Source organism: Streptococcus sp. 116-D4, from assembly GCF_009731465.1.
In the GTDB taxonomy this organism is placed as follows: Bacteria; Bacillota; Bacilli; order Lactobacillales; family Streptococcaceae; genus Streptococcus; species Streptococcus pseudopneumoniae_E.
Genome location: NZ_AP021887.1, coordinates 1,228,496 through 1,246,734, shown reverse-complemented (window position 1 = coordinate 1,246,734; position 18,239 = coordinate 1,228,496). Strand labels below are relative to the sequence as shown.

21 protein-coding genes are annotated in these 18,239 nt (G+C 37.4%); 8 read left to right on the top strand and 13 right to left on the bottom strand.

Going from position 1 to position 18,239, the window contains the following annotated elements; all coding sequences use genetic code 11:
- The first annotated feature begins 4 nt into the window (after window positions 1-4).
- Window positions 5-844 (top strand): amino acid ABC transporter substrate-binding protein, encoded by an 840-nt coding sequence (locus tag UKS_RS06410; RefSeq protein WP_156012244.1) that lies wholly within the window; start codon window positions 5-7, stop codon window positions 842-844.
- Between the two features lie 166 nt (window positions 845-1,010).
- On the opposite strand, the gene lysS is transcribed toward UKS_RS06410, so the two are convergent.
- The 5 genes from lysS to UKS_RS06385 form a co-directional block, all read right to left on the bottom strand.
- The gene (gene lysS, locus UKS_RS06405) at window positions 1,011-2,501 is read right to left on the bottom strand and encodes a lysine--tRNA ligase (RefSeq protein ID WP_156012243.1); all 1,491 of its coding nucleotides are present in this window, start codon (window positions 2,499-2,501) and stop codon (window positions 1,011-1,013) included.
- 137 nt (window positions 2,502-2,638) lie between these two features.
- Entirely contained in the window at window positions 2,639-3,256 is a 618-nt protein-coding gene (locus tag UKS_RS06400; RefSeq protein WP_156012242.1) for a histidine phosphatase family protein, read from the bottom strand.
- A complete protein-coding gene (locus tag UKS_RS06395) occupies window positions 3,256-3,738 on the bottom strand; it encodes an aminoacyl-tRNA deacylase (RefSeq protein WP_049494862.1) in 483 nt (160 codons plus the stop codon). The genes UKS_RS06400 and UKS_RS06395 overlap by 1 nt, the downstream gene beginning before the upstream one ends.
- Window positions 3,738-4,580 (bottom strand): DUF368 domain-containing protein, encoded by an 843-nt coding sequence (locus UKS_RS06390; RefSeq protein WP_049494860.1) that lies wholly within the window; start codon window positions 4,578-4,580, stop codon window positions 3,738-3,740. The genes UKS_RS06395 and UKS_RS06390 overlap by 1 nt, the downstream gene beginning before the upstream one ends.
- 94 nt (window positions 4,581-4,674) lie before the next feature.
- Window positions 4,675-5,475, bottom strand: coding sequence for a GH25 family lysozyme (locus tag UKS_RS06385; RefSeq protein ID WP_156012241.1), 801 nt, complete (start codon window positions 5,473-5,475; stop codon window positions 4,675-4,677).
- Between the two features lie 154 nt (window positions 5,476-5,629).
- Here UKS_RS06385 and glmU point away from each other — a divergent pair, with 154 nt between their 5' ends.
- From glmU to UKS_RS06350, 7 genes are all read left to right on the top strand, one after another.
- Window positions 5,630-7,009 (top strand): bifunctional UDP-N-acetylglucosamine diphosphorylase/glucosamine-1-phosphate N-acetyltransferase GlmU, encoded by a 1,380-nt coding sequence (gene glmU, locus UKS_RS06380; RefSeq protein ID WP_156012240.1) that lies wholly within the window; start codon window positions 5,630-5,632, stop codon window positions 7,007-7,009.
- A gap of 9 nt (window positions 7,010-7,018) precedes the next feature.
- Window positions 7,019-7,564, top strand: a complete 546-nt coding sequence (locus UKS_RS06375) for an NUDIX hydrolase (RefSeq protein ID WP_156012239.1) — start codon at window positions 7,019-7,021, stop codon at window positions 7,562-7,564.
- 11 nt (window positions 7,565-7,575) lie between these two features.
- Window positions 7,576-7,887, top strand: coding sequence for a cell wall synthase accessory phosphoprotein MacP (gene macP / locus UKS_RS06370; RefSeq protein ID WP_049494853.1), 312 nt, complete (start codon window positions 7,576-7,578; stop codon window positions 7,885-7,887).
- A 16-nt stretch (window positions 7,888-7,903) separates the two neighbouring features.
- A complete protein-coding gene (locus UKS_RS06365; protein WP_156012238.1) occupies window positions 7,904-8,596 on the top strand; it encodes a 5'-methylthioadenosine/adenosylhomocysteine nucleosidase in 693 nt (230 codons plus the stop codon).
- Between the two features lie 76 nt (window positions 8,597-8,672).
- Entirely contained in the window at window positions 8,673-9,164 is a 492-nt protein-coding gene (gene rocS, locus UKS_RS06360; protein ID WP_000021242.1) for a chromosome segregation protein RocS, read from the top strand.
- A gap of 98 nt (window positions 9,165-9,262) precedes the next feature.
- Window positions 9,263-9,853, top strand: a complete 591-nt coding sequence (locus UKS_RS06355; RefSeq protein ID WP_156012237.1) for a 3'-5' exonuclease — start codon at window positions 9,263-9,265, stop codon at window positions 9,851-9,853.
- Window positions 9,854-9,861: 8 nt separating this feature from the next.
- A complete protein-coding gene (locus tag UKS_RS06350; protein WP_156012236.1) occupies window positions 9,862-11,625 on the top strand; it encodes a glycerophosphoryl diester phosphodiesterase membrane domain-containing protein in 1,764 nt (587 codons plus the stop codon).
- A 72-nt stretch (window positions 11,626-11,697) separates the two neighbouring features.
- Here the strand turns inward: UKS_RS06350 and UKS_RS06345 are convergent, their stop codons facing one another.
- From UKS_RS06345 to UKS_RS06310, 8 genes are all read right to left on the bottom strand, one after another.
- Window positions 11,698-11,997 carry a YbaB/EbfC family nucleoid-associated protein gene (locus UKS_RS06345; RefSeq protein ID WP_000981526.1) on the bottom strand — a complete coding sequence of 100 codons (300 nt, stop codon included), beginning with the start codon at window positions 11,995-11,997 and terminating at the stop codon, window positions 11,698-11,700.
- Between the two features lie 70 nt (window positions 11,998-12,067).
- Entirely contained in the window at window positions 12,068-13,219 is a 1,152-nt protein-coding gene (locus UKS_RS06340) for a site-specific integrase (RefSeq protein WP_000111250.1), read from the bottom strand.
- Between the two features lies 1 nt (window position 13,220).
- A complete protein-coding gene (locus UKS_RS06335) occupies window positions 13,221-13,469 on the bottom strand; it encodes a DUF3173 family protein (RefSeq protein WP_001156231.1) in 249 nt (82 codons plus the stop codon).
- Window positions 13,470-14,642 (bottom strand): Rep family protein, encoded by a 1,173-nt coding sequence (locus UKS_RS06330; RefSeq protein ID WP_156012235.1) that lies wholly within the window; start codon window positions 14,640-14,642, stop codon window positions 13,470-13,472.
- A 149-nt stretch (window positions 14,643-14,791) separates the two neighbouring features.
- Window positions 14,792-15,397, bottom strand: a complete 606-nt coding sequence (locus UKS_RS06325; RefSeq protein ID WP_023946935.1) for a hypothetical protein — start codon at window positions 15,395-15,397, stop codon at window positions 14,792-14,794.
- The gene (locus tag UKS_RS06320) at window positions 15,394-16,494 is read right to left on the bottom strand and encodes a cell division protein FtsK (RefSeq protein ID WP_023946933.1); all 1,101 of its coding nucleotides are present in this window, start codon (window positions 16,492-16,494) and stop codon (window positions 15,394-15,396) included. The genes UKS_RS06325 and UKS_RS06320 overlap by 4 nt, the downstream gene beginning before the upstream one ends.
- A 3-nt stretch (window positions 16,495-16,497) precedes the next feature.
- Window positions 16,498-16,830 carry a hypothetical protein gene (locus tag UKS_RS06315; protein WP_020902765.1) on the bottom strand — a complete coding sequence of 111 codons (333 nt, stop codon included), beginning with the start codon at window positions 16,828-16,830 and terminating at the stop codon, window positions 16,498-16,500.
- 236 nt (window positions 16,831-17,066) lie between these two features.
- Entirely contained in the window at window positions 17,067-18,203 is a 1,137-nt protein-coding gene (locus tag UKS_RS06310; RefSeq protein ID WP_020902766.1) for a helix-turn-helix domain-containing protein, read from the bottom strand.
- Window positions 18,204-18,239 lie beyond the last annotated feature (36 nt).

Genomic DNA, 18,239 nt, shown 5'->3' with positions numbered 1-18,239 from the left:
TCCAATGACTAATAAGAAAATTACTTTAGTATTGGTTGCTCTCCTGACTCTCTTTTTAACAGCTTGTACTCAGAAGGCTAGTGATCCAAAGCAGGATAACTGGAATAAATATCAAGAGCAGGGGACCATTGCTATTGGTTTTGATAATACCTTCGTACCCATGGGATTTGAAGAAAAGAATGGACAGTATACAGGGTTTGATATCGACTTAGCACAAGCTGTCTCTGAAAAATTAGGTTTTAAGGTTCAATTTCAACCAATTGACTGGGATATGAAGGAGACGGAACTGCAAAATGGAACCATTGATGCCATCTGGAATGGCTATTCTGCCACTGATGAACGCCGAGAGAAAGTTGCCTTTAGTATTCCATATATGGAAAATCAGCAAGTTCTGGTGACGAAAAAAAGCCAGCAGATCCATTCAGTAGAGGATATGAAGGATAAGATCTTGGGAGCCCAAGCAGGTTCCTCTGGTTATTTAGACTTTGAAGCCCAGCCAGATTCACTGAAAAATCGTGTCAAAGACCAGAAGGCTAATCAGTACCAGAGTTTTAATGAGGCCTTGATTGATTTGAAAAATGACCGGATTGATGCTTTGTTGATTGACCGAGTGTATGCTAATTACTATCTCCAGTCTGAGGGTATATTAAATGATTACAATGTCTTTTCAGCAGGATTTGAAAGTGAGTCCTTTGCGGTCGGAGTTAGACCAGCAGACAAAAGATTGCTGCAAGCTTTAAACCAGGCCTTTATCGCACTATACCAAGAAGGGAAGTTCCAAGAAATCAGCCAAAAATGGTTTGGAGAGGATGTAGTAACCAAAGAAGTGAAAAGTAGAGATTGAGTTTTTACTCAGTCTCTTTTTGCATCAAAAAATCCTCTGGCAAGTACCAGAGGATAAGTGCTTATACTCAATGAAAATCAAAGAGCAAACTAGAAAGCTAGCCGCAGGCTGTACTTGAGTACGGCAAGGCAACGCTGACGTGGTTTGAAGAGATTTTCGAAGAGTATTATTTCATTGTTGGGAAGAGCAATACATCACGGATAGTAGTTGTATCAGTGAGGAGCATGCAGAGACGGTCGATACCGATTCCCAAACCACCTGTTGGTGGCATACCATATTCAAGGGCTTCGATGTAGTCGTAGTCGATGCCTGTTGCCTCATCGTCACCAAGTTCTTTGGCTTTAGCTTGGGCTTCAAAACGGCTAAGCTGGTCGATTGGGTCGTTGAGCTCAGTGAAGGCATTACCGTACTCTTTAGTCATGATGAAGAGCTCAAAACGGTCAGTAAAGCGTTCGTCTTCAGGATTTTTCTTAGCAAGTGGAGATACAGCTACTGGATGTCCATAGACAAAGGTAGGTTGAATCAAAGTTTCTTCAACAAATTCTTCAAAGAAGGCGTTGATGATGTGTCCAACTTCAGTGTAGTGTTTCTCAACTGGAACTTTCTTCTCAGCAGCAATAGCTTTGGCTTCTTCAAAAGTCATGTCTTGCCAGAAATCGACACCAGTAATTTCTTTGATAGCATCAACCATGTGAACACGTTTAAATGGTTCGTTGATTTTGATTTCAGTACCTTGATAGTTAACTGGGCCATCGCCTTTAACAGCTTTAGCAGCGTGTTGGATAATACCTTCAGTCAAGTCCATGATGTCTTGGAAATCAGCATAAGCTTGGTACACTTCGATAGAAGTAAATTCAGGGTTATGAGTAGCATCCATTCCTTCGTTACGGAAGATACGACCAATTTCATAGACGCGTTCCATACCACCGACGATAAGGCGTTTCAAGTGAAGCTCGGTCGCAATACGAAGCACCATGTCAATGTTTTGAGCGTTGTGATGAGTGATAAACGGACGAGCAGCAGCACCACCAGCTTCGTTGTGAAGAACAGGTGTTTCCACTTCAAGGAATCCTTTTTGGTCAAGGTAACGACGGATTTCAGAGATGATTTTTGAACGAGTGACAAAGCGTTCAAAGCTTTCACGGTTAGAAATCAAGTCAAGGTAACGTTTACGGTAAATGGTTTCAACGTCTGTCAAACCATGGAATTTCTCTGGAAGCGGACGAAGGGCCTTAGACAAGTGTGTAATGTGAGTCCCCTTGATAGAGAGTTCTCCCATATCTGTACGCATTACTTCACCTTCGACACCAAGGAAGTCACCAAGGTCTGCTTTTTTGAAGATTTCGTAGTTTTCTTCACCGACAGCATCTTTACGAACGTAGATTTGGATTTGACCTTCGCGATCTTGAAGGTGGGCAAATCCAACCTTACCTTTACCACGTTTGGTTACCAAGCGTCCTGCGATAGTAGCTGTTTCGTTTTTATCATGTAATTGTTCTTTATCGAGGTCAGCAAATTTATCTTTTAATTCTTGTGAACTTGCAGTACGTTCAAAGCGTTTTCCGAAAGGATCGATTCCTTGTTCACGGAGCGCAGCCATTTTTTCACGGCGAACGATCTGCTGGTCGTTTAGTTCTTCCATATGTTCTGTTGACATGGGATCCTCCTAGTTTTACTCAAAATTGAATACGATGAATCATTTTTTGCGATACTCCCATTTTATCATAAATAACCAAGAAATTCACGGATAATCTTTCAAAACTAAAAAGAACTTGACGCTAAAATCAAGTTCTGTTATTGATAGGACGTATCATTCCAAGTATCGAGAGTGAATGTTTCAAAGTCATGGGTTTCTAGAATGGTTAAGCTGGCATTTGCTAGGCCACCATTTTTACGAAGAAGTGGTTCTTTATAGCCTAGAAGAGTACGAATACTGGCAGTAAGATTGGCACCGTGACCGACAATTAGAATACGCTCAGCAGGACTATCTTTTAATGATTTGATAAATTGGATGGTCCGTTGTGTGGTGCTATAGAGGGATTCAGCTCCAAACATTTGAGTGTCAAATTGAGCAAGATTAAATCGAAAAGCTTTGATTTGTTGCGGGTAAATAGCTTCCAAGGTTGCGATTTTCAAACCTTCCAACTTCCCAAGTTGCCATTCACGGAGATTAGGGACACTTTCTAAAGGACAGGGCGCCTGGAGTTGACTTTGGATGATCTCAGCAGATTTGACCGCTCGAGGTAAATCACTTGAATAAATCTGATCAAAAGGAACATCCTTGAGATACTGACCTAGTCGTTTGAGGGTTTCAATGGATTCGGGAAGAAGGGGAGAGTCTCCACTAGCACCTTGAAAGCGTCCTTCTTGATTCCAGACGGTACGACCGTGGCGGACAAAGTAGAGTTTCATTATTTGCTGTCCTCCAAGATATCTGCAAAGTCAGCCTTTACAAAGCTGGCTAAGTCTTTGGGAGCAACGATAATGCTGTGGCCAACTTCCCCAGCAGAAACAATCATTTGATCCAAGTCTAGAGCAATCTTATCGATAAAAATGGGATAATTGTGTTTCTGACGAATACCGACAGGATTATTGGCTCCATGAATGTAACCAGTTGTTTTTTCTAAGTCCTTTTGTGGAATCATGCTCACTTTTTTATTGCCAGAAATTTTGGCTAGTTTCTTTTCAGATAAGTGCTGAGTGATAGGGACTATTCCGATAATGGGTCCTGTCTTGTCTCCCAAAAGCGCCAAGGTTTTGAAGATCTGGTTTCGTTCATAATCTTGAGGAAGTTCTCCTTCCAGGGCATTGATTTGAATCCCCTGATGTTGGATAGCTGCTTTAGATAGAATTTGTTCCACTAATGTTTTTTTGATTTTAACTTTTTTTGCCATTATTTATATTTATCCTCCAATTGACTCATCCAAATACCAAGCCAGATTCCCAGTGCAAAAAAGAAGGCGATGATAACATACCCAACAAGTGAGAGTCCTGCGTACTGGATACTTTCAGCGTTTCCTGCATTTGGAATTAAGATCAAAAGGGTACTTGAAAGGACGATACCGATGATGAAATGATAGACGCGTGAGTGGTAGTTGTTTAAGGCATAATCCATCAATTTTGAAAAAATAATGAGAGTTGCGCCTGCTCCGATTCCAATCGGGAAGAAGGTTCCCAAGAGGTCAAAGGTTTTAAAACCAGTCAACATAGGAGCATAGAGACCCAAAATCAAAAGGAGATTTGATGGACTGAGGCCAGGAACTAATACGCCAAGAGCCAGCAGTGCACCAGCTAGGACGAAATTAAGAAAGCTGGCACTTAAGGTTCCAACGACAAAATTTAAGGCATAGAGTCCTAATCCAGAAATGATAAAGGTTGTCCAGAACCAAGCTAAATCAATCTTGTCTCGGTCAGATTCTCTAGTTGATTCCTTGAGGAGGCTAGGAACTGTACCAATGATGGCACCTGCAAAGCTCCATAAGACAAAGACCTGATAATTTTCAAGCAGGTATTCAATAGGGTAGGAAAATAAGCCGATTCCCAGAAGCATACCGATGGCAACTGGTATAAAATACAAAACATTTTCTTTAAAGTCCTTAAAGGGATGAGCCAGAAAACCAATCATTCGTTCATAAATTCCTAAGATTGCTGCTAGAACCCCTCCGGAAATTCCTGGTAAGATAAATCCAAGAGCAATCACAATCCCTTTAATAATGCGCGCTAACCATGAGAGCATATATTTCCTCCAACTATTTCTATTTCAAAAAATCCTTACTATATTGTATCACAATCTAACACAAAAAGAAAAAGCAAATGAGAAACAAATGCTTTTAAGGTTTTAAAAAGAGTTTTCTAAAGGTTTCTTCTTTGTTTTTGAAAGAAGAAATAACATTGATGTCCAAATCGTGGTCAAAGCCAGCAATTTTTCCTTTAGATGTGTATTGGTGGATATCATAATCTAAGTCCGTATCAGGTTTGCTTTCGAAAAATCCGGTATTTGAACCATAGGAAGGAATCCAAACAGACGTAAATTTGCCTGTATCAATACTATGTTCTTCCATGAAGTAGACCCCAACGTAGATTCCGATATTTTTAGCTCCAAGTGATTCTAGTTTTGCTCGGAAGGCTTCAACCCCTTCGTTCATATTGGACATGGTTTTGTCTTCCACGTCTAGCCAATAGTAACTAGGAGTGTATGGTGAAGAGGCGTTATAAAATACTTCGGCAGCCTTTTCCATTTCTTGGACACTTTTTCCAGCTACAAAGGCATAGACCCCAACTGGGACATTTCGTTTTTGAAATTCGGTAATATGGGTTTTAAAGGCCTTATCTACCCCATTAACAAAGGAAGCATCGTTTTCTTTTGAAGACTGAGCGCCACTATGGACGCGAACGATAGCTCCAGAAATATTTTGGGACAGAGTATCGTAATTAATTTCCTCAGGACGTTGCCAACCAGAAACATCAATCACCGGTTTATCTATATTATGTAGCGCTTGTGATTCTACTTGCGCGATATTTGACTTTGTTTTTACAGGATGGTCCTCAAAACGAGGGCGATTCAGGATTAAAATGAAAATCAAAATCCCAAAAAAACCAAATAAAATAAGTGGATTCATTTTCTTTCTCATACCTCATAATTTTACCTTAAAAATGAGAAAAAATCAAAAAAAATACTCAAAAAATGGGTTAAGAAAGGACTTTAGAGCATTTTTTTATTCAAGAGCGCGGAATGGTTTGAAATATGGTATAATAAAAGGGAATTTCTAGAGAAAAGAGAAGATTATGTCAAATTATGCCATTATTTTAGCAGCGGGTAAAGGGACTCGCATGAAGTCTGATTTGCCAAAAGTGTTGCACAAGGTTGCGGGTATTTCTATGCTGGAACATGTATTCCGTAGTGTGGGAGCTATCCAACCTGAAAAGACAGTAACAGTTGTCGGACACAAGGCGGAATTGGTTGAAGAGGTCTTGGCTGGACAGACAGAATTTGTGACTCAATCTGAACAGTTAGGGACTGGCCATGCAGTTATGATGACAAAACCTATCCTAGAAGGTTTGTCAGGTCACACCTTGGTCATTGCAGGAGATACTCCTTTAATCACAGGTGAAAGCTTGAAAAACTTGATTGATTTCCATATCAATCACAAAAATGTGGCCACTATCTTGACTGCTGAAACAGATAATCCTTTTGGCTATGGACGAATTGTTCGTAATGACAATGCTGAGGTTCTTCGTATTGTTGAGCAGAAGGATGCTACAGATTTTGAAAAGCAAATCAAGGAAATCAACACTGGAACATATGTTTTTGATAACGAGCGTTTGTTTGAGGCTTTGAAAAATATCAATACCAATAACGCTCAAGGTGAATACTATATCACAGATGTCATTGGGATTTTCCGTGAGGCTGGTGAAAAAGTTGGCGCTTATACTTTGAAAGATTTTGATGAAAGTCTTGGGGTAAACGACCGTGTGGCTCTTGCGACTGCTGAGTCAGTTATGCGTCGCCGTATCAATCAACAACACATGGTCAACGGTGTTAGCTTTGTCAACCCAGAAGCAACTTATATCGATATTGATGTTGAGATTGCTCCGGAAGTTCAAATCGAAGCCAATGTTACCTTGAAAGGGCAAACGACAATTGGAGCTGAGACTGTTTTGACAAATGGTACTTATGTAGTGGACAGCACTATTGGAGCAAGAGCTGTCATTACTAATTCTATGATTGAAGAAAGTAGTGTTGCAGACGGTGTGACAGTCGGACCTTATGCCCACATCCGTCCAGGTTCAAGTCTGGGTGCCCAAGTTCATATTGGTAACTTTGTAGAGGTGAAAGGGTCTTCTATCGGCGAGAATACCAAGGCTGGTCATTTGACTTATATTGGAAACTGTGAAGTGGGTAGCGAGGTTAATTTCGGTGCAGGAACCATTACAGTCAACTATGACGGTAAAAACAAATACAAGACAGTCATCGGCAACAATGTCTTTGTTGGTTCAAATTCAACCATTATTGCGCCAGTAGAACTTGGTGACAATTCCCTCGTTGGTGCGGGTTCAACGATTACCAAAGATGTTCCAGCGGATGCGATTGCGATTGGTCGTGGACGTCAGGTTAACAAAGATGAATATGCAACTCGCCTTCCTCATCATCCTAAAAATCAGTAGGAGTCTATCATGGAATTTGAAGAAAAAACGCTTAGCCGAAAAGAAATCTATCAAGGGTCCATTTTTAAACTGGTCCAAGATCAGGTTGAATTACCGGAAGGTAAGGGAACTGCCCAACGGGATTTGATTTTCCACAATGGAGCTGTCTGTGTTTTAGCAGTAACGGATGAACAAAAACTCATCTTGGTCAAGCAGTACCGCAAAGCTATCGAGGCAGTCTCTTACGAAATTCCAGCTGGAAAATTGGAAGTAGGAGAAAATACAGATCCTGTCGCAGCAGCCCTTCGTGAATTAGAGGAAGAAACAGCCTATACAGGGACATTAGAACTCTTGTATGATTTTTACTCAGCCATTGGCTTTTGTAATGAAAAGTTAAAACTATACCTAGCCAGCGATTTGACGAAAGTGGAAAATCCGCGTCCGCAGGATGAAGATGAAACCTTGGAAGTCCTTGAAGTGAGCTTAGAAGAAGCCAAAGATTTAATCCAATCAGGTCATATCTGTGATGCCAAGACAATTATGGCTGTTCAGTATTGGGAATTGCAGAAAAGATAGAGGAGGTCAGTATGGGTAAACCTTTATTAACGGATGAAATGATTGAAAGAGCTAATAGAGGCGAAAAAATTTCAGGTCCCCCTTTGCTAGATGATGAGGAGACTAAGATTTTACCAACCTCTTCTTCTCGTTTTGGTTATGCCAATCCTAAGGATCATGGATTTAGCCAGGAAACCTTGAAGATTCAGGTCGAACCGTCTATTCATAAAAGCCGTCGCATTGAAAATACAAAGAGAAATGTCTTCAATTCTAAATTGAATAAAATTTTATTCGTAGTCATCTTTCTCTTGATTTTGCTTATCTTAGCAATGAAACTGTTGTAATAGAAAAGGAATTGAAATGAAAATAGGGATTATTGCAGCTATGCCAGAAGAACTGGCTTATCTGGTCCAGCATCTAGAAAATGCCCAAGAGCAAGTTGTTTTAGGGAATACCTATCATACTGGAACCATTGCCTCGCATGAAGTCGTTCTTGTAGAAAGTGGAATTGGTAAGGTCATGTCTGCTATGAGTGTGGCGATTTTGGCTGATCATTTCCAGGTGGATGCTTTGATTAACACGGGATCAGCTGGGGCAGTAGTAGAAGGTATTGCTGTTGGGGATGTTGTGATTGCTGACAAATTAGCTTATCATGATGTGGATGTCACAGCTTTTGGCTATGCTTATGGACAAATGGCGCAACAACCACTTTATTTCGAATCAGATAAAACCTTTGTTGCTAAAATCCAAGAGAGTTTATCTCAATTGGATCAAAACTGGCATCTTGGTTTAATTGCTACAGGAGATAGTTTTGTTGCCGGAAATGACAAGATAGAAGCGATTAAGTTCCATTTCCCGGAAGTTTTGGCTGTTGAGATGGAGGGGGCAGCTATTGCTCAGGCAGCGCAGGCCCTTAAGCTTCCAGTCTTAGTCATCCGAGCTATGAGTGACAATGCCAACCATGAAGCAAACATCTCTTTTGATGAGTTTATTATCGAAGCTGGACGTCGCTCTGCCCAAGTCTTATTAGCTTTTTTGAAGGCCTTAAATTAAGCGAAAATTTGACAGTTTTTCTAGCTTATGATAAGATTTAAGTAAAGAAAAGCTAGAAAACGTTTCAGAGGATATTATGAGTATTGAAATGACCGTCAGTGAGATTGCAGAGGTCTTAGGATTATCTCGCCAAGCAATCAATAACCGTGTCAAAGAATTACCAGAAGAAGACACAGATAAAAATGACAAAGGGGTAACAGTTGTTACCAGAAGTGGCTTGATTAAGCTAGAAGAAATCTATAAAAAAACGATTTTTGAAGATGAGCCTGTCAGTGAAGATGTCAAGCAACGTGAACTGATGGAGATTCTGGTTGATGAGAAGAATGCAGAAATTCTCCGTCTCTATGAACAATTAAAAGCTAAGGATCGTCAGTTATCAGAAAAAGACGAGCAGATGCGTATCAAAGACCGTCAGATTGCTGAAAAAGACAAACAACTTGATCAGCAGCAACAATTGACTCTTCAAGCCATGAAGGATCAAGAAAATCTTAAGCTAGAGCTGGACCAAGCAAAAGAAGAAGTCCAATCCACTAAGAAAGGCTTTTTTGCTCGTTTATTTGGAGGATAATCAAGGAGCTGTTTAGGTTAGTTGCTAACCTGATGGCTTCTTTTGTTTCTAAATAGTATAGTTGCTCAAGTAATATAACAGTATAGGAGAGGTAGAAAATGGAACGATTAGAAGATTACATTGCTTTTGATTTAGAATTTAATCAGCACGAAGGACAAACACACTTGATTCAAGTATCGGCAGTGCGTTTTAGAGATGGTCAGGAAGTCGATACCTATGACTCTTATGTTCATACTAGTGTACCCTTAAAAAGTTTTATCAATGGATTGACAGGTATTACGGCTGAGACCTTAAAAGATGCTCCTCCAGTGGAGAAAGTTATAAAAGATTTCCAAGAGTTTGTGGGTTCTTTACCCATGGTTGGATACAATGCTGCTAAAAGTGATTTACCTATTCTAGTAGAGCATGGCTTAGACTACAGCCAGCAGTACAAGGTGGATTTGTATGATGAAGCTTTTGAACGTCGGAGTTCGGATTTACACGGTATTGCCAATCTCAAATTGCAAACCGTTGCCTCGTTTCTTGGATTTAAAGGTCAGTCTCATAATAGCTTAGAGGATGCTCGTATGACGGCGCGTGTTTATGAGTCCTTTTTAGAATCGGACCAAGCTAGAGAATTGTTAGGGACAGAAAGTAGTCTATCAAACAATCCTTTTGGAGGCTTGGATTTGTCTCAATTATTTGACTAGGAGTGCTTATGAAACCTGAAAAACCTAAAAATCTAGGTTTTAAGCAGATATACTTTAATCTAGATAAAATACTCTTTCTATTTTTCTTGACTTTCATGATGATTGAGTTTGTATGGTTACCATCAAATTCTTGGATTGCTGGACTTCTGCTCCGTCAGACAGGCTATCTCTTTCTTTCCTACAATAATATTTTTGCCATTATAAAGGGTTCTCCCTTTGTTAGTCTTGCTTTATTTGTTCTGGTAATTGTTAATTTACTGGTCGCCTATTACCAGATAGGACTTCTCTTTATCGGTGCTCGGCATTTATTATGCCATGAAAAAAGGACCTTGCTGGAGTACAGTCGCAAGGTCTTTCACCAAAGTTTCTTATTTATGAAGCAAGTGACGCTTGCCAAGTTAACCTTTATCTTCTTTTATGTCATGATGCTCTTTCCATTGATTCGAAAGATTTTAAAGATTTATTATCTCAATAAAATTGTCATTCCGGACTTTATCGTTGATTATTTGGAAGACAAGTATTGGCTTGTAGGTATAGTGGTTACTATTCTGGCTTTGCTTTTGTTTTACATTTCAGTGCGTCTCATGTTTGCCCTACCTCAGCTTTTTTTTGAGACGAAAACAGTCAAAGAAGCAGTCAGATACAGTATAGAGAAGACAAGAAAGTACTCCTGGTTTTATATTTGGAACTTGCTTTGGATTGTCGTCAAAACCTACCTATTTTTCATTCTTTTATTGATTCCAATATTAGCAAGTCAGGCGCTGATGGATGGTTTGACCCATAAGGAATCTCTTGTGCTGGGAATTATCAACTTTGTCTTGATTAAGAATTTCCACTATATGGCCTTGACTTACTTTCTCATTAAATTTGTTTCTTTCTTAACAGGAGAAGCACTAGAAATCACACCAAGGAGAAAAAAAGACCACTGGATGAGATGGGGAGTGATGGGCTGTGCTGCTATCTTTTTCGCTCTTGAGGGTTATGTTTATTTAGAAGCTCCAGTTGCCAATAAACCTTTAATTATCTCCCACAGGGGAGTGTCTAATAAAAATGGTGTCCAAAATACCGTCCAATCATTAGAAAAAACTGCTCAGTTATCTCCAGATTTCGTTGAGACAGATATTCAGGAAACAAAAGATGGCCAGTTTGTCATGATGCATGATGCCAATATCAAGAATCTGACAGGAGTTAATGCCAATCCTCAGGATCTCACTTTAGAAGAATTAACCAAACTCGATATTTCTGAAAATGGTTATCATAGCAAGGTGTCTAGCTTTGATGATTATCTCAACAAAGCCAATGAATTGCATCAAAAACTCCTCATTGAAATTAAAACCAGTCGAAAAGATAGTCCAGATATGATGAAACGTTTTATGGAAAAATATGGACCGGTTCTTAAGCAGGATGGTCATCAAATGCAATCTTTAGATTACCATGTGATTGATCAGGTTTTAGCCTACGATTCGCAAATTCCCGTTTATTTCATCCTACCTTATAATAGTATTTTCCCAAGAACCAAGGCTACAGGTTACACTATGGAGTATTCAACATTAGATGAAAATTTTGTCAACAAGCTTTGGAATACCGATCAGAAATTGTATGTTTGGACTATTAATAGTTCAGAGTCCTTTGATAAATCTGTTCATTTGGGGGCAGATGGCATGATAACAGATGACTTGGAAATGATTCAAGACCAGCTTACCATTGCGCAAGAAGATCCAGAGTATACTGAGTTGCTTTTCAAACAAGCCATGGAATTCTTTAATTTTTAGTAAGCAAAAAGAGGAACAGTTGTTCCTCCCATGATAGGCAAGTATTCTCTTGAATGCTTGTTTTTCTTATGCTTAGAATGGCAATTTTCCAGCGAAAGCACCCAATTTTTTCTTGGTAGTTTCATCGATTTGTTCAAGAGCAGAGTTGATGGCTTGAACAGTCATATCTGAGAGAGTTTCAAGGTCTTCAGGATCAACGACAGCTGGATTGAAGTCAATGCTGACAACTTTCTTATCCCCAGTCAAGGTCGCTTGAACAAGGTCTTGAGCAGATTTGCCAACAAATTGCATAGCAGCAAGCTCAGCTTGGCTTTGTTCCATTTGTTTTTGAAGTTTTTGTGCTTGGCGCATCATGTTTTGCATGTTCATCATAAGATTTTTAAGATTCCTTTCGTATCAAGGCTTTGAGCCTTTTTTAATAAATTTTTTGCCATTTTTTGCCCTAAAAGTTGTCAAAAGCATTGGCGACTTCTTTTTGTTGAGTTGGGAATAGGTGAGAGTAGATGTTGATTGTTGTATTAATACTACTGTGTCCAAGCCGTTTCATAAGTGTAAAAAATATATAATCTTTTCCTTCACCATTTCTGAGTCCTTTTGAAACTAGAAATGCTGCATGTGAGTGTCGGAAATCGTGATTACGAATCATTTTTAATGATGCAGGCATTCTTTTTTTCAATTTAATCTTTTGATTAGAAACCATTGGAGCAGTTAGTTGTAAAGGACTGTCTTGAAAGATTTGTAAGTCTTCTGTATTGTCCGTAAACTCTACTAATAGGTGAGCTTGTTTTTCTTTCCATTCCGTTAGTTCTTGAACGAATGCTTTATGAATATAAATTCGACGATTGGATTGAGTAGTTTTTACCGTTCCGATATGGACCTTGTTATTACGAAAGTAAGCAGAATACTTAATATCGATATAACCCTCTGATAAATTAATCTGTTTCCAAGTTAAGGCCAATGCTTCGCCAACACGAACGCCTGTAAACATCAGCACTCGATAAAATAGCTGAAACATATATTCATCTTCTGTGAACAGAGAATCAAATAGCTTGAATTCTTCAGGAGTGAAATAAGACATCTCCTTGTGTTTATCAGGCAGTTTTCTTAGTCCATTGCATGGATTATCTTGTCTAAGACGATTAGCGACAGCAACATCAAACATTTTATGTAGAAAAATCATTAGCTGATTAACGGTCGTGCTTGATAGTGTTCCTCCTTTGACACTTGGTTGTTTGACCAACCAATCTCTAAATTTTTTTACTTCATGGATAGTAATGGCAGACATATCTGCATGCTCAAAAAACTTAGAGACATATTGGTTATAATAGGATATCTGTGTATCAATGGTACCACGTTTATTCCCACGGAGTTCATCTTCTTGTTGAACTAAAGAGTAAAGGTGAGAAACAGATATTTTATCTTTAATATGAACTTGGTGAAGTTTGTTTAATCGATAATCTGCTTCATATTGAACAGCTTCTTTACGAGTGGTAAATCCTGACTTTCTATGCCGTTTGATTTCACCAGTCAATGGGTCTATGCCATCGGTAATATCTACTTTCCATTTTCCCTTGTATCCTTTGATAACTGACATATTATTTTCCTCTTTCTATGTCAGTAGCGAAGAGTACAGTATCTATTATATCATTTTTTGAGATGATTTTGAATCCAAGAATTTCTTCGGCAATAGTCTTTGGTATTCTTCCAATCCTTTTGTTTTTATAAAGTTGAAAACCTCTTTCGACAAGTAATTTTTTACCCTCTCGTATAACACGTCTAGCTGTGCCTTCTGGATATCCTTGATTTGCGATATCTATGTAGGTAACTGTTTGAATTTCTTGCATTTATTCATTCCTTTCCTTTTTCTTATTCAATTCTAAAAATAACTGGTACGATTTGTCTTGAATAGTTTCTTCTCTATCAGTCTGATTTTTAAAGGGGTTTGGTAATTTATTGCCATGGTCTATATAAAACATCTGGTCCATTGGTTCGTACTTGTAAAATTGCAGATGCTCTTTTTTGACTTCGACTACTAAGGATAATCTTCTCATTAGCTGGCCCCAAGAATCAATGTGGCTTGTTTGTTTCTTCTTTGTTAATTCTAAGAAAAAATTATATGGGGAGTATGGGCTTGTAATGATGTATATGTTAGCTAAAAGAGGTTTGTCAAAATAACGACTACTTGCCATCGCTTTAACATTGTAAGGGTCAAACATTTTGAGTAAGTCTGAGTAGTCAAATTGATGGGGGCGTAATTCGTCTAAGATAATCACGTGTTCTAAATTGTATTGTTGAAAAGGGTCACGGATTGAGCCCGTAATAAAATAGTTAAGGTCATACTGTTCTGCGTATTGACGTGCTAGACGAGTCTTCCCTGTTCCCGCTTTTCCAAAAAGCCAAATAATCGTAACAATTTCATTCTTGGCAATCATTTCTTGTCGCCATAGTTCGGCTTGTGTTTCTAGTCGTTTTAAATAGACGGTTTCTATTTTTTGCCTTGCTTTGGCATATTGTGAACCAGTAAGTCGTTGTTCAATTTCTGATTTTGTAATATTACCAGTATAAAGTAGATCCAGTAGATTATCTATAATCATAGTGTCATTTATTTCATATCGTTTGGTTACATTTCTTTCGATAGTGTCTAATAGGAGTAAATAGTCAAAATTCGCAATAACTTCTTTGGGAGAATATTGGTATTTATCTTGATTAGACTCCGTGTGATGAACGAGATATGAATAAGCATTGTTAACTGAACCCCTCCACTGCTCAAAACACTGTATTGGTTGTTTAGTCAACTTAGCAAGATTGTTTAAACTTCTAGCACTTTCAAATTGTAAAACAAGGTGTATATGTGGTGCGACAAGGTTTCCATCTTGCCCAATATCCTTATCATGCAATATTCCCGCAAAACGAAGCGGTTTTAGAATGTTCGTCATATACTCGATGATATCTTGTAAATTTGAAGATTGGAAATACTCAATCTGTTGAACAAACATAATATTTCTGGCTTTTACCATTTAAAACTCCTTTCTTTTTTGGAACAATGGAACAACATTATACTACTTCAATAACAAGCCCAGAAGTAGTATAGTTATGTCCTGACTAAATTGGAACATAAAACCAGCTCGGAGCTCTTGCCTTACGGCAAGCTCCGCTGGTATACAAATCAATTATGCTTTCTCGTCCCTTGTATTATATGATTAAGTGAAGTACTATCTGTGGGAGAGAATATATATATTTTACGATAGACTCTTATCAGATAGTCGTACAAAAAAGGTAATTTTTTTTGTAAAATTGTATCAACATCTGAATTTTTTGCCTGTAGTATTATAACAAGGATATAGTCACTAGTTATGATACATCTGATAGATTTAACAATAGATTTGTACTCTTTTACAATCTCACTATCGCTTTCACTGGCTTTCGTTTTCATCTGTTTTCGAATTATCCTTAATAGATTTATTGTACGGATAAAGTTCAGAAACTTATCTTCTTTTATCCATACGATACAAAGAATGGTATGAGCTAAAAGATAGATAATCGTGACGATAGTGATTGTTTGAAATAGCAAAGATTGCCCTATTTGAAAATTATTCCGAATTTGTCCCCAAGCGTCCCAAGAGATAATAGTACTAACTTGGTTAATAAACCATATACCTGCTAGAAATAACCCCCATAGAAAGCCTAAAAATAATTCTAAAGGCAGTAAGTAGTAGAGTTTATCGGTAATTACAGTGGTTTGTCTTATTATTTTTTTATAAAAATTTTTCATAAATTTTCTCCTTTAAAAGTTGGTACGAGCAACGGCATGACATTAGGTGGTGTTATACCATCAATGACTTGAACAATACCAGTTCCTTTTCCGTTAGGAATGACAATTCCTGTCTCTGAATCTAAGTCTGGGAATAAAAACGTTGTCGTTTTTCTGTTGATTAACCCCAGTTGTATTAAGAAATTGCACTGCTCTCTAACGGCAATTGGTAAAGCGTTTGTATCCATCCGCTGGCTCACTAGGATTAGGTGGACAGATGTTGCTCGTCCAAGTAGTGCAATATTGGATAATAGTGCAAAAAAGGTATCTTTAACATTTTTAGAAGTCAAAGATGTTAAAGCAAGCAATTCATCAATCACCAGACAACGATGTTGAAATTTTTTAGAAGGATTTTCAAGAAGCTCCGATTGTCTTTGATAGATAGTATCTAGTTCCACTTTTAGCAAGCTGTTTACCTTGGAAACAAATTCATCAGATGAGAAGTCTTTCTCTTGATAAAGAACAGGTATGTTCTGTTTTAAGCAGTAGCGAGAGATAGAATCGCATTTTGGATCCACAACTGTTACATGAGCAAATTGATTAATAACAGAGATTAGATAGGTCAAAGCGTAGCTCTTCCCAGAACCAGAAGAACCAGCAATTAAACAATGAACAATTCGATTGAAATCGATACGATAGTTTTTCATGAGTTCAAAACTTTCGTTTTGAACGCTGATATCAGATAGCTTTTGATACGTCAACCTTTCAGGTATTCCCCTAAAGAATGGAAACCGAAAAGCACGACTAGTGTTAATGCTTACACCATCACCATCACGTTTGACAATATAAGCCGATGGCTGTTTAAGAAATGTCAACATAGGGTAGGCACTTGTAGACAAAATTTGAAAAATCTGTTGGTATAGATTGTTATCCAAAATGTACGGACAAGGAAACCTTGGGATAAAGTCTAGATAATTGTCACCATATGTGAATTGGAAGGAATTTGTAGTTGAAGAGATAGAGCTGTTCCCCAACCCTATCTCCACTGACTGGACAAGATAGTCGGCGTCCACTACAAACTCCCGTTTATTTTCTGGTTGAATAAACGGAAATGCCATTGGTTACTTACCTCCTTCTTTGATAATTTTTACCGATTCGGCTTTAAAATAAACATTGTTTCTCACTTTGCAAGCAACAGGATTGACTAACTCAACTTCTGCGAATTGTTCAATTTCTTGAGAAGTTGGGAATTTGACAAGAAAAGGATTCTGACCAGGAATAATGAAATATCGGCTAAATCCATCTACTTCGTCAGTCCTCTTATTGTCCTTATAGACCCACTTAATTTCTTCTTCAGCGGACAATGAACTAAAGATAGGGTTTTCTCCAAATATTTCATGGAAAAGGGCTACGTTATATCCATAAACTGGATTTTTGTATTTAAAAGCACTCATGTGCTAATCCTCCATAATCAGCATACCTAGGATTTGCTGACTTCTAGTAAAAAATTTTTGTGGAGTGAACTAGGTACCTTTTTCTCCCTCACATTATCTATTATATTTTGATTTACCAACGACTTTGTATACACTAGAATGAAATTTAGAGATAAATTTGTATACATTAGAAGAAAACATATATGGTATGACACAAAAAAGCCTCACTATTTTAGTAGCAAGGCCTGTAATTTTGACTAATAGTCTTGATTATCTATAAAATCATTTATGTAGAGAGTTAGATGTTTATCTTTTGTTTTTTCATAAAATTTGATAATTTTAGTTAAGTCAGAATAGAGTTTAAATGCATCATAGTTCTCACTAGTATCCTCATATTTATTATATATTTTTTCCAAGAATAAATTTTGATACTGGAGTAACTGTAAAAATTGAATATGAAAGAGACTATTAGTTTTATCGATTTGTTCTTTTTTTAGCTCATTTACTAAAAGATAGTATATATCATCTTCCAATAGAATATTTAGAAGAGAATCCGAACTTAAATAGTCTATTATTTTGCTAGGAGTATTATTTTTACCTCTGGTATTCAAGCTATTGTTAAATGTTTCTAAAAATTTATCAAAAATTAAATCAATTATTTTATATATAGTCTGTTCGAATGCTTCGAATATATAAATGATATTTTCAGGTTTACGAAGTAGAACAGAAGTAATATTCCCTAAATCAGTAGTGTACCACGTTTGAAGTTGGGAACTGACTTTTTCTAAGTATCTGGCATATTCAGTTTGTAATTTATGGTTAGAAGAATAACTGTATTGTTCATCAGGATGGTTATCTGAATAATAAAAGACGGAATTTATGAAGTGCTTTTGGAAATCAGGATAGGTTAGTAGAAATTTTAATATTATATTCCCTAAGCGTTCAGTTTCTTTATTAGGTTTGATATCGAGAGATTGAGATTTGTGATATAAATCTCGCCATTTTTCAGATGAAACAGAGTTAATCTTAACCTCTTTTTTATTTAGCAGACATCCTAAGAGTAAAATTTTTATGATTTCTTGTTTCTGTTCTTTATTTCCTAAAAGTAATTCATCTTGATTACAATCAAGGGTAGCAGTTAATGCATTGATCTGATTGTATGTTAAAAAACTTCTAGTACAATCACACGTATTACCTTTTTCTATTTGACTAATATTCCCTCTTGTTATTCCAGTTATTGGATCAGTTCTTGTATTACCTGTTTCTTTTAAAATCTTATCATATGTGCGTTGAGAGATATGAGTAGAATAATTTGTAAAATTAAGATTTTTCTTTTCTCTATCTAGTCTAATACGTTCTCCAATATTTTTATATAAATATTCTGTAAAATCCATGATTTTCTCCTTATCAAAAAGAACCGAAAATATTCG

Coding starts and splice junctions, on each gene's coding strand:
- UKS_RS06410 (WP_156012244.1), top strand. CDS start 5: ATGACTAATAAGAAAATTACTTTAGTATTGGTTGCTCTCCTGACTCTC.
- lysS (WP_156012243.1), bottom strand. CDS start 2,501: ATGTCAACAGAACATATGGAAGAACTAAACGACCAGCAGATCGTTCGC.
- UKS_RS06400 (WP_156012242.1), bottom strand. CDS start 3,256: ATGAAACTCTACTTTGTCCGCCACGGTCGTACCGTCTGGAATCAAGAA.
- UKS_RS06395 (WP_049494862.1), bottom strand. CDS start 3,738: ATGGCAAAAAAAGTTAAAATCAAAAAAACATTAGTGGAACAAATTCTA.
- UKS_RS06390 (WP_049494860.1), bottom strand. CDS start 4,580: ATGCTCTCATGGTTAGCGCGCATTATTAAAGGGATTGTGATTGCTCTT.
- UKS_RS06385 (WP_156012241.1), bottom strand. CDS start 5,475: ATGAGAAAGAAAATGAATCCACTTATTTTATTTGGTTTTTTTGGGATT.
- glmU (WP_156012240.1), top strand. CDS start 5,630: ATGTCAAATTATGCCATTATTTTAGCAGCGGGTAAAGGGACTCGCATG.
- UKS_RS06375 (WP_156012239.1), top strand. CDS start 7,019: ATGGAATTTGAAGAAAAAACGCTTAGCCGAAAAGAAATCTATCAAGGG.
- macP (WP_049494853.1), top strand. CDS start 7,576: ATGGGTAAACCTTTATTAACGGATGAAATGATTGAAAGAGCTAATAGA.
- UKS_RS06365 (WP_156012238.1), top strand. CDS start 7,904: ATGAAAATAGGGATTATTGCAGCTATGCCAGAAGAACTGGCTTATCTG.
- rocS (WP_000021242.1), top strand. CDS start 8,673: ATGAGTATTGAAATGACCGTCAGTGAGATTGCAGAGGTCTTAGGATTA.
- UKS_RS06355 (WP_156012237.1), top strand. CDS start 9,263: ATGGAACGATTAGAAGATTACATTGCTTTTGATTTAGAATTTAATCAG.
- UKS_RS06350 (WP_156012236.1), top strand. CDS start 9,862: ATGAAACCTGAAAAACCTAAAAATCTAGGTTTTAAGCAGATATACTTT.
- UKS_RS06345 (WP_000981526.1), bottom strand. CDS start 11,997: ATGATGAACATGCAAAACATGATGCGCCAAGCACAAAAACTTCAAAAA.
- UKS_RS06340 (WP_000111250.1), bottom strand. CDS start 13,219: ATGTCAGTTATCAAAGGATACAAGGGAAAATGGAAAGTAGATATTACC.
- UKS_RS06335 (WP_001156231.1), bottom strand. CDS start 13,469: ATGCAAGAAATTCAAACAGTTACCTACATAGATATCGCAAATCAAGGA.
- UKS_RS06330 (WP_156012235.1), bottom strand. CDS start 14,642: ATGGTAAAAGCCAGAAATATTATGTTTGTTCAACAGATTGAGTATTTC.
- UKS_RS06325 (WP_023946935.1), bottom strand. CDS start 15,397: ATGAAAAATTTTTATAAAAAAATAATAAGACAAACCACTGTAATTACC.
- UKS_RS06320 (WP_023946933.1), bottom strand. CDS start 16,494: ATGGCATTTCCGTTTATTCAACCAGAAAATAAACGGGAGTTTGTAGTG.
- UKS_RS06315 (WP_020902765.1), bottom strand. CDS start 16,830: ATGAGTGCTTTTAAATACAAAAATCCAGTTTATGGATATAACGTAGCC.
- UKS_RS06310 (WP_020902766.1), bottom strand. CDS start 18,203: ATGGATTTTACAGAATATTTATATAAAAATATTGGAGAACGTATTAGA.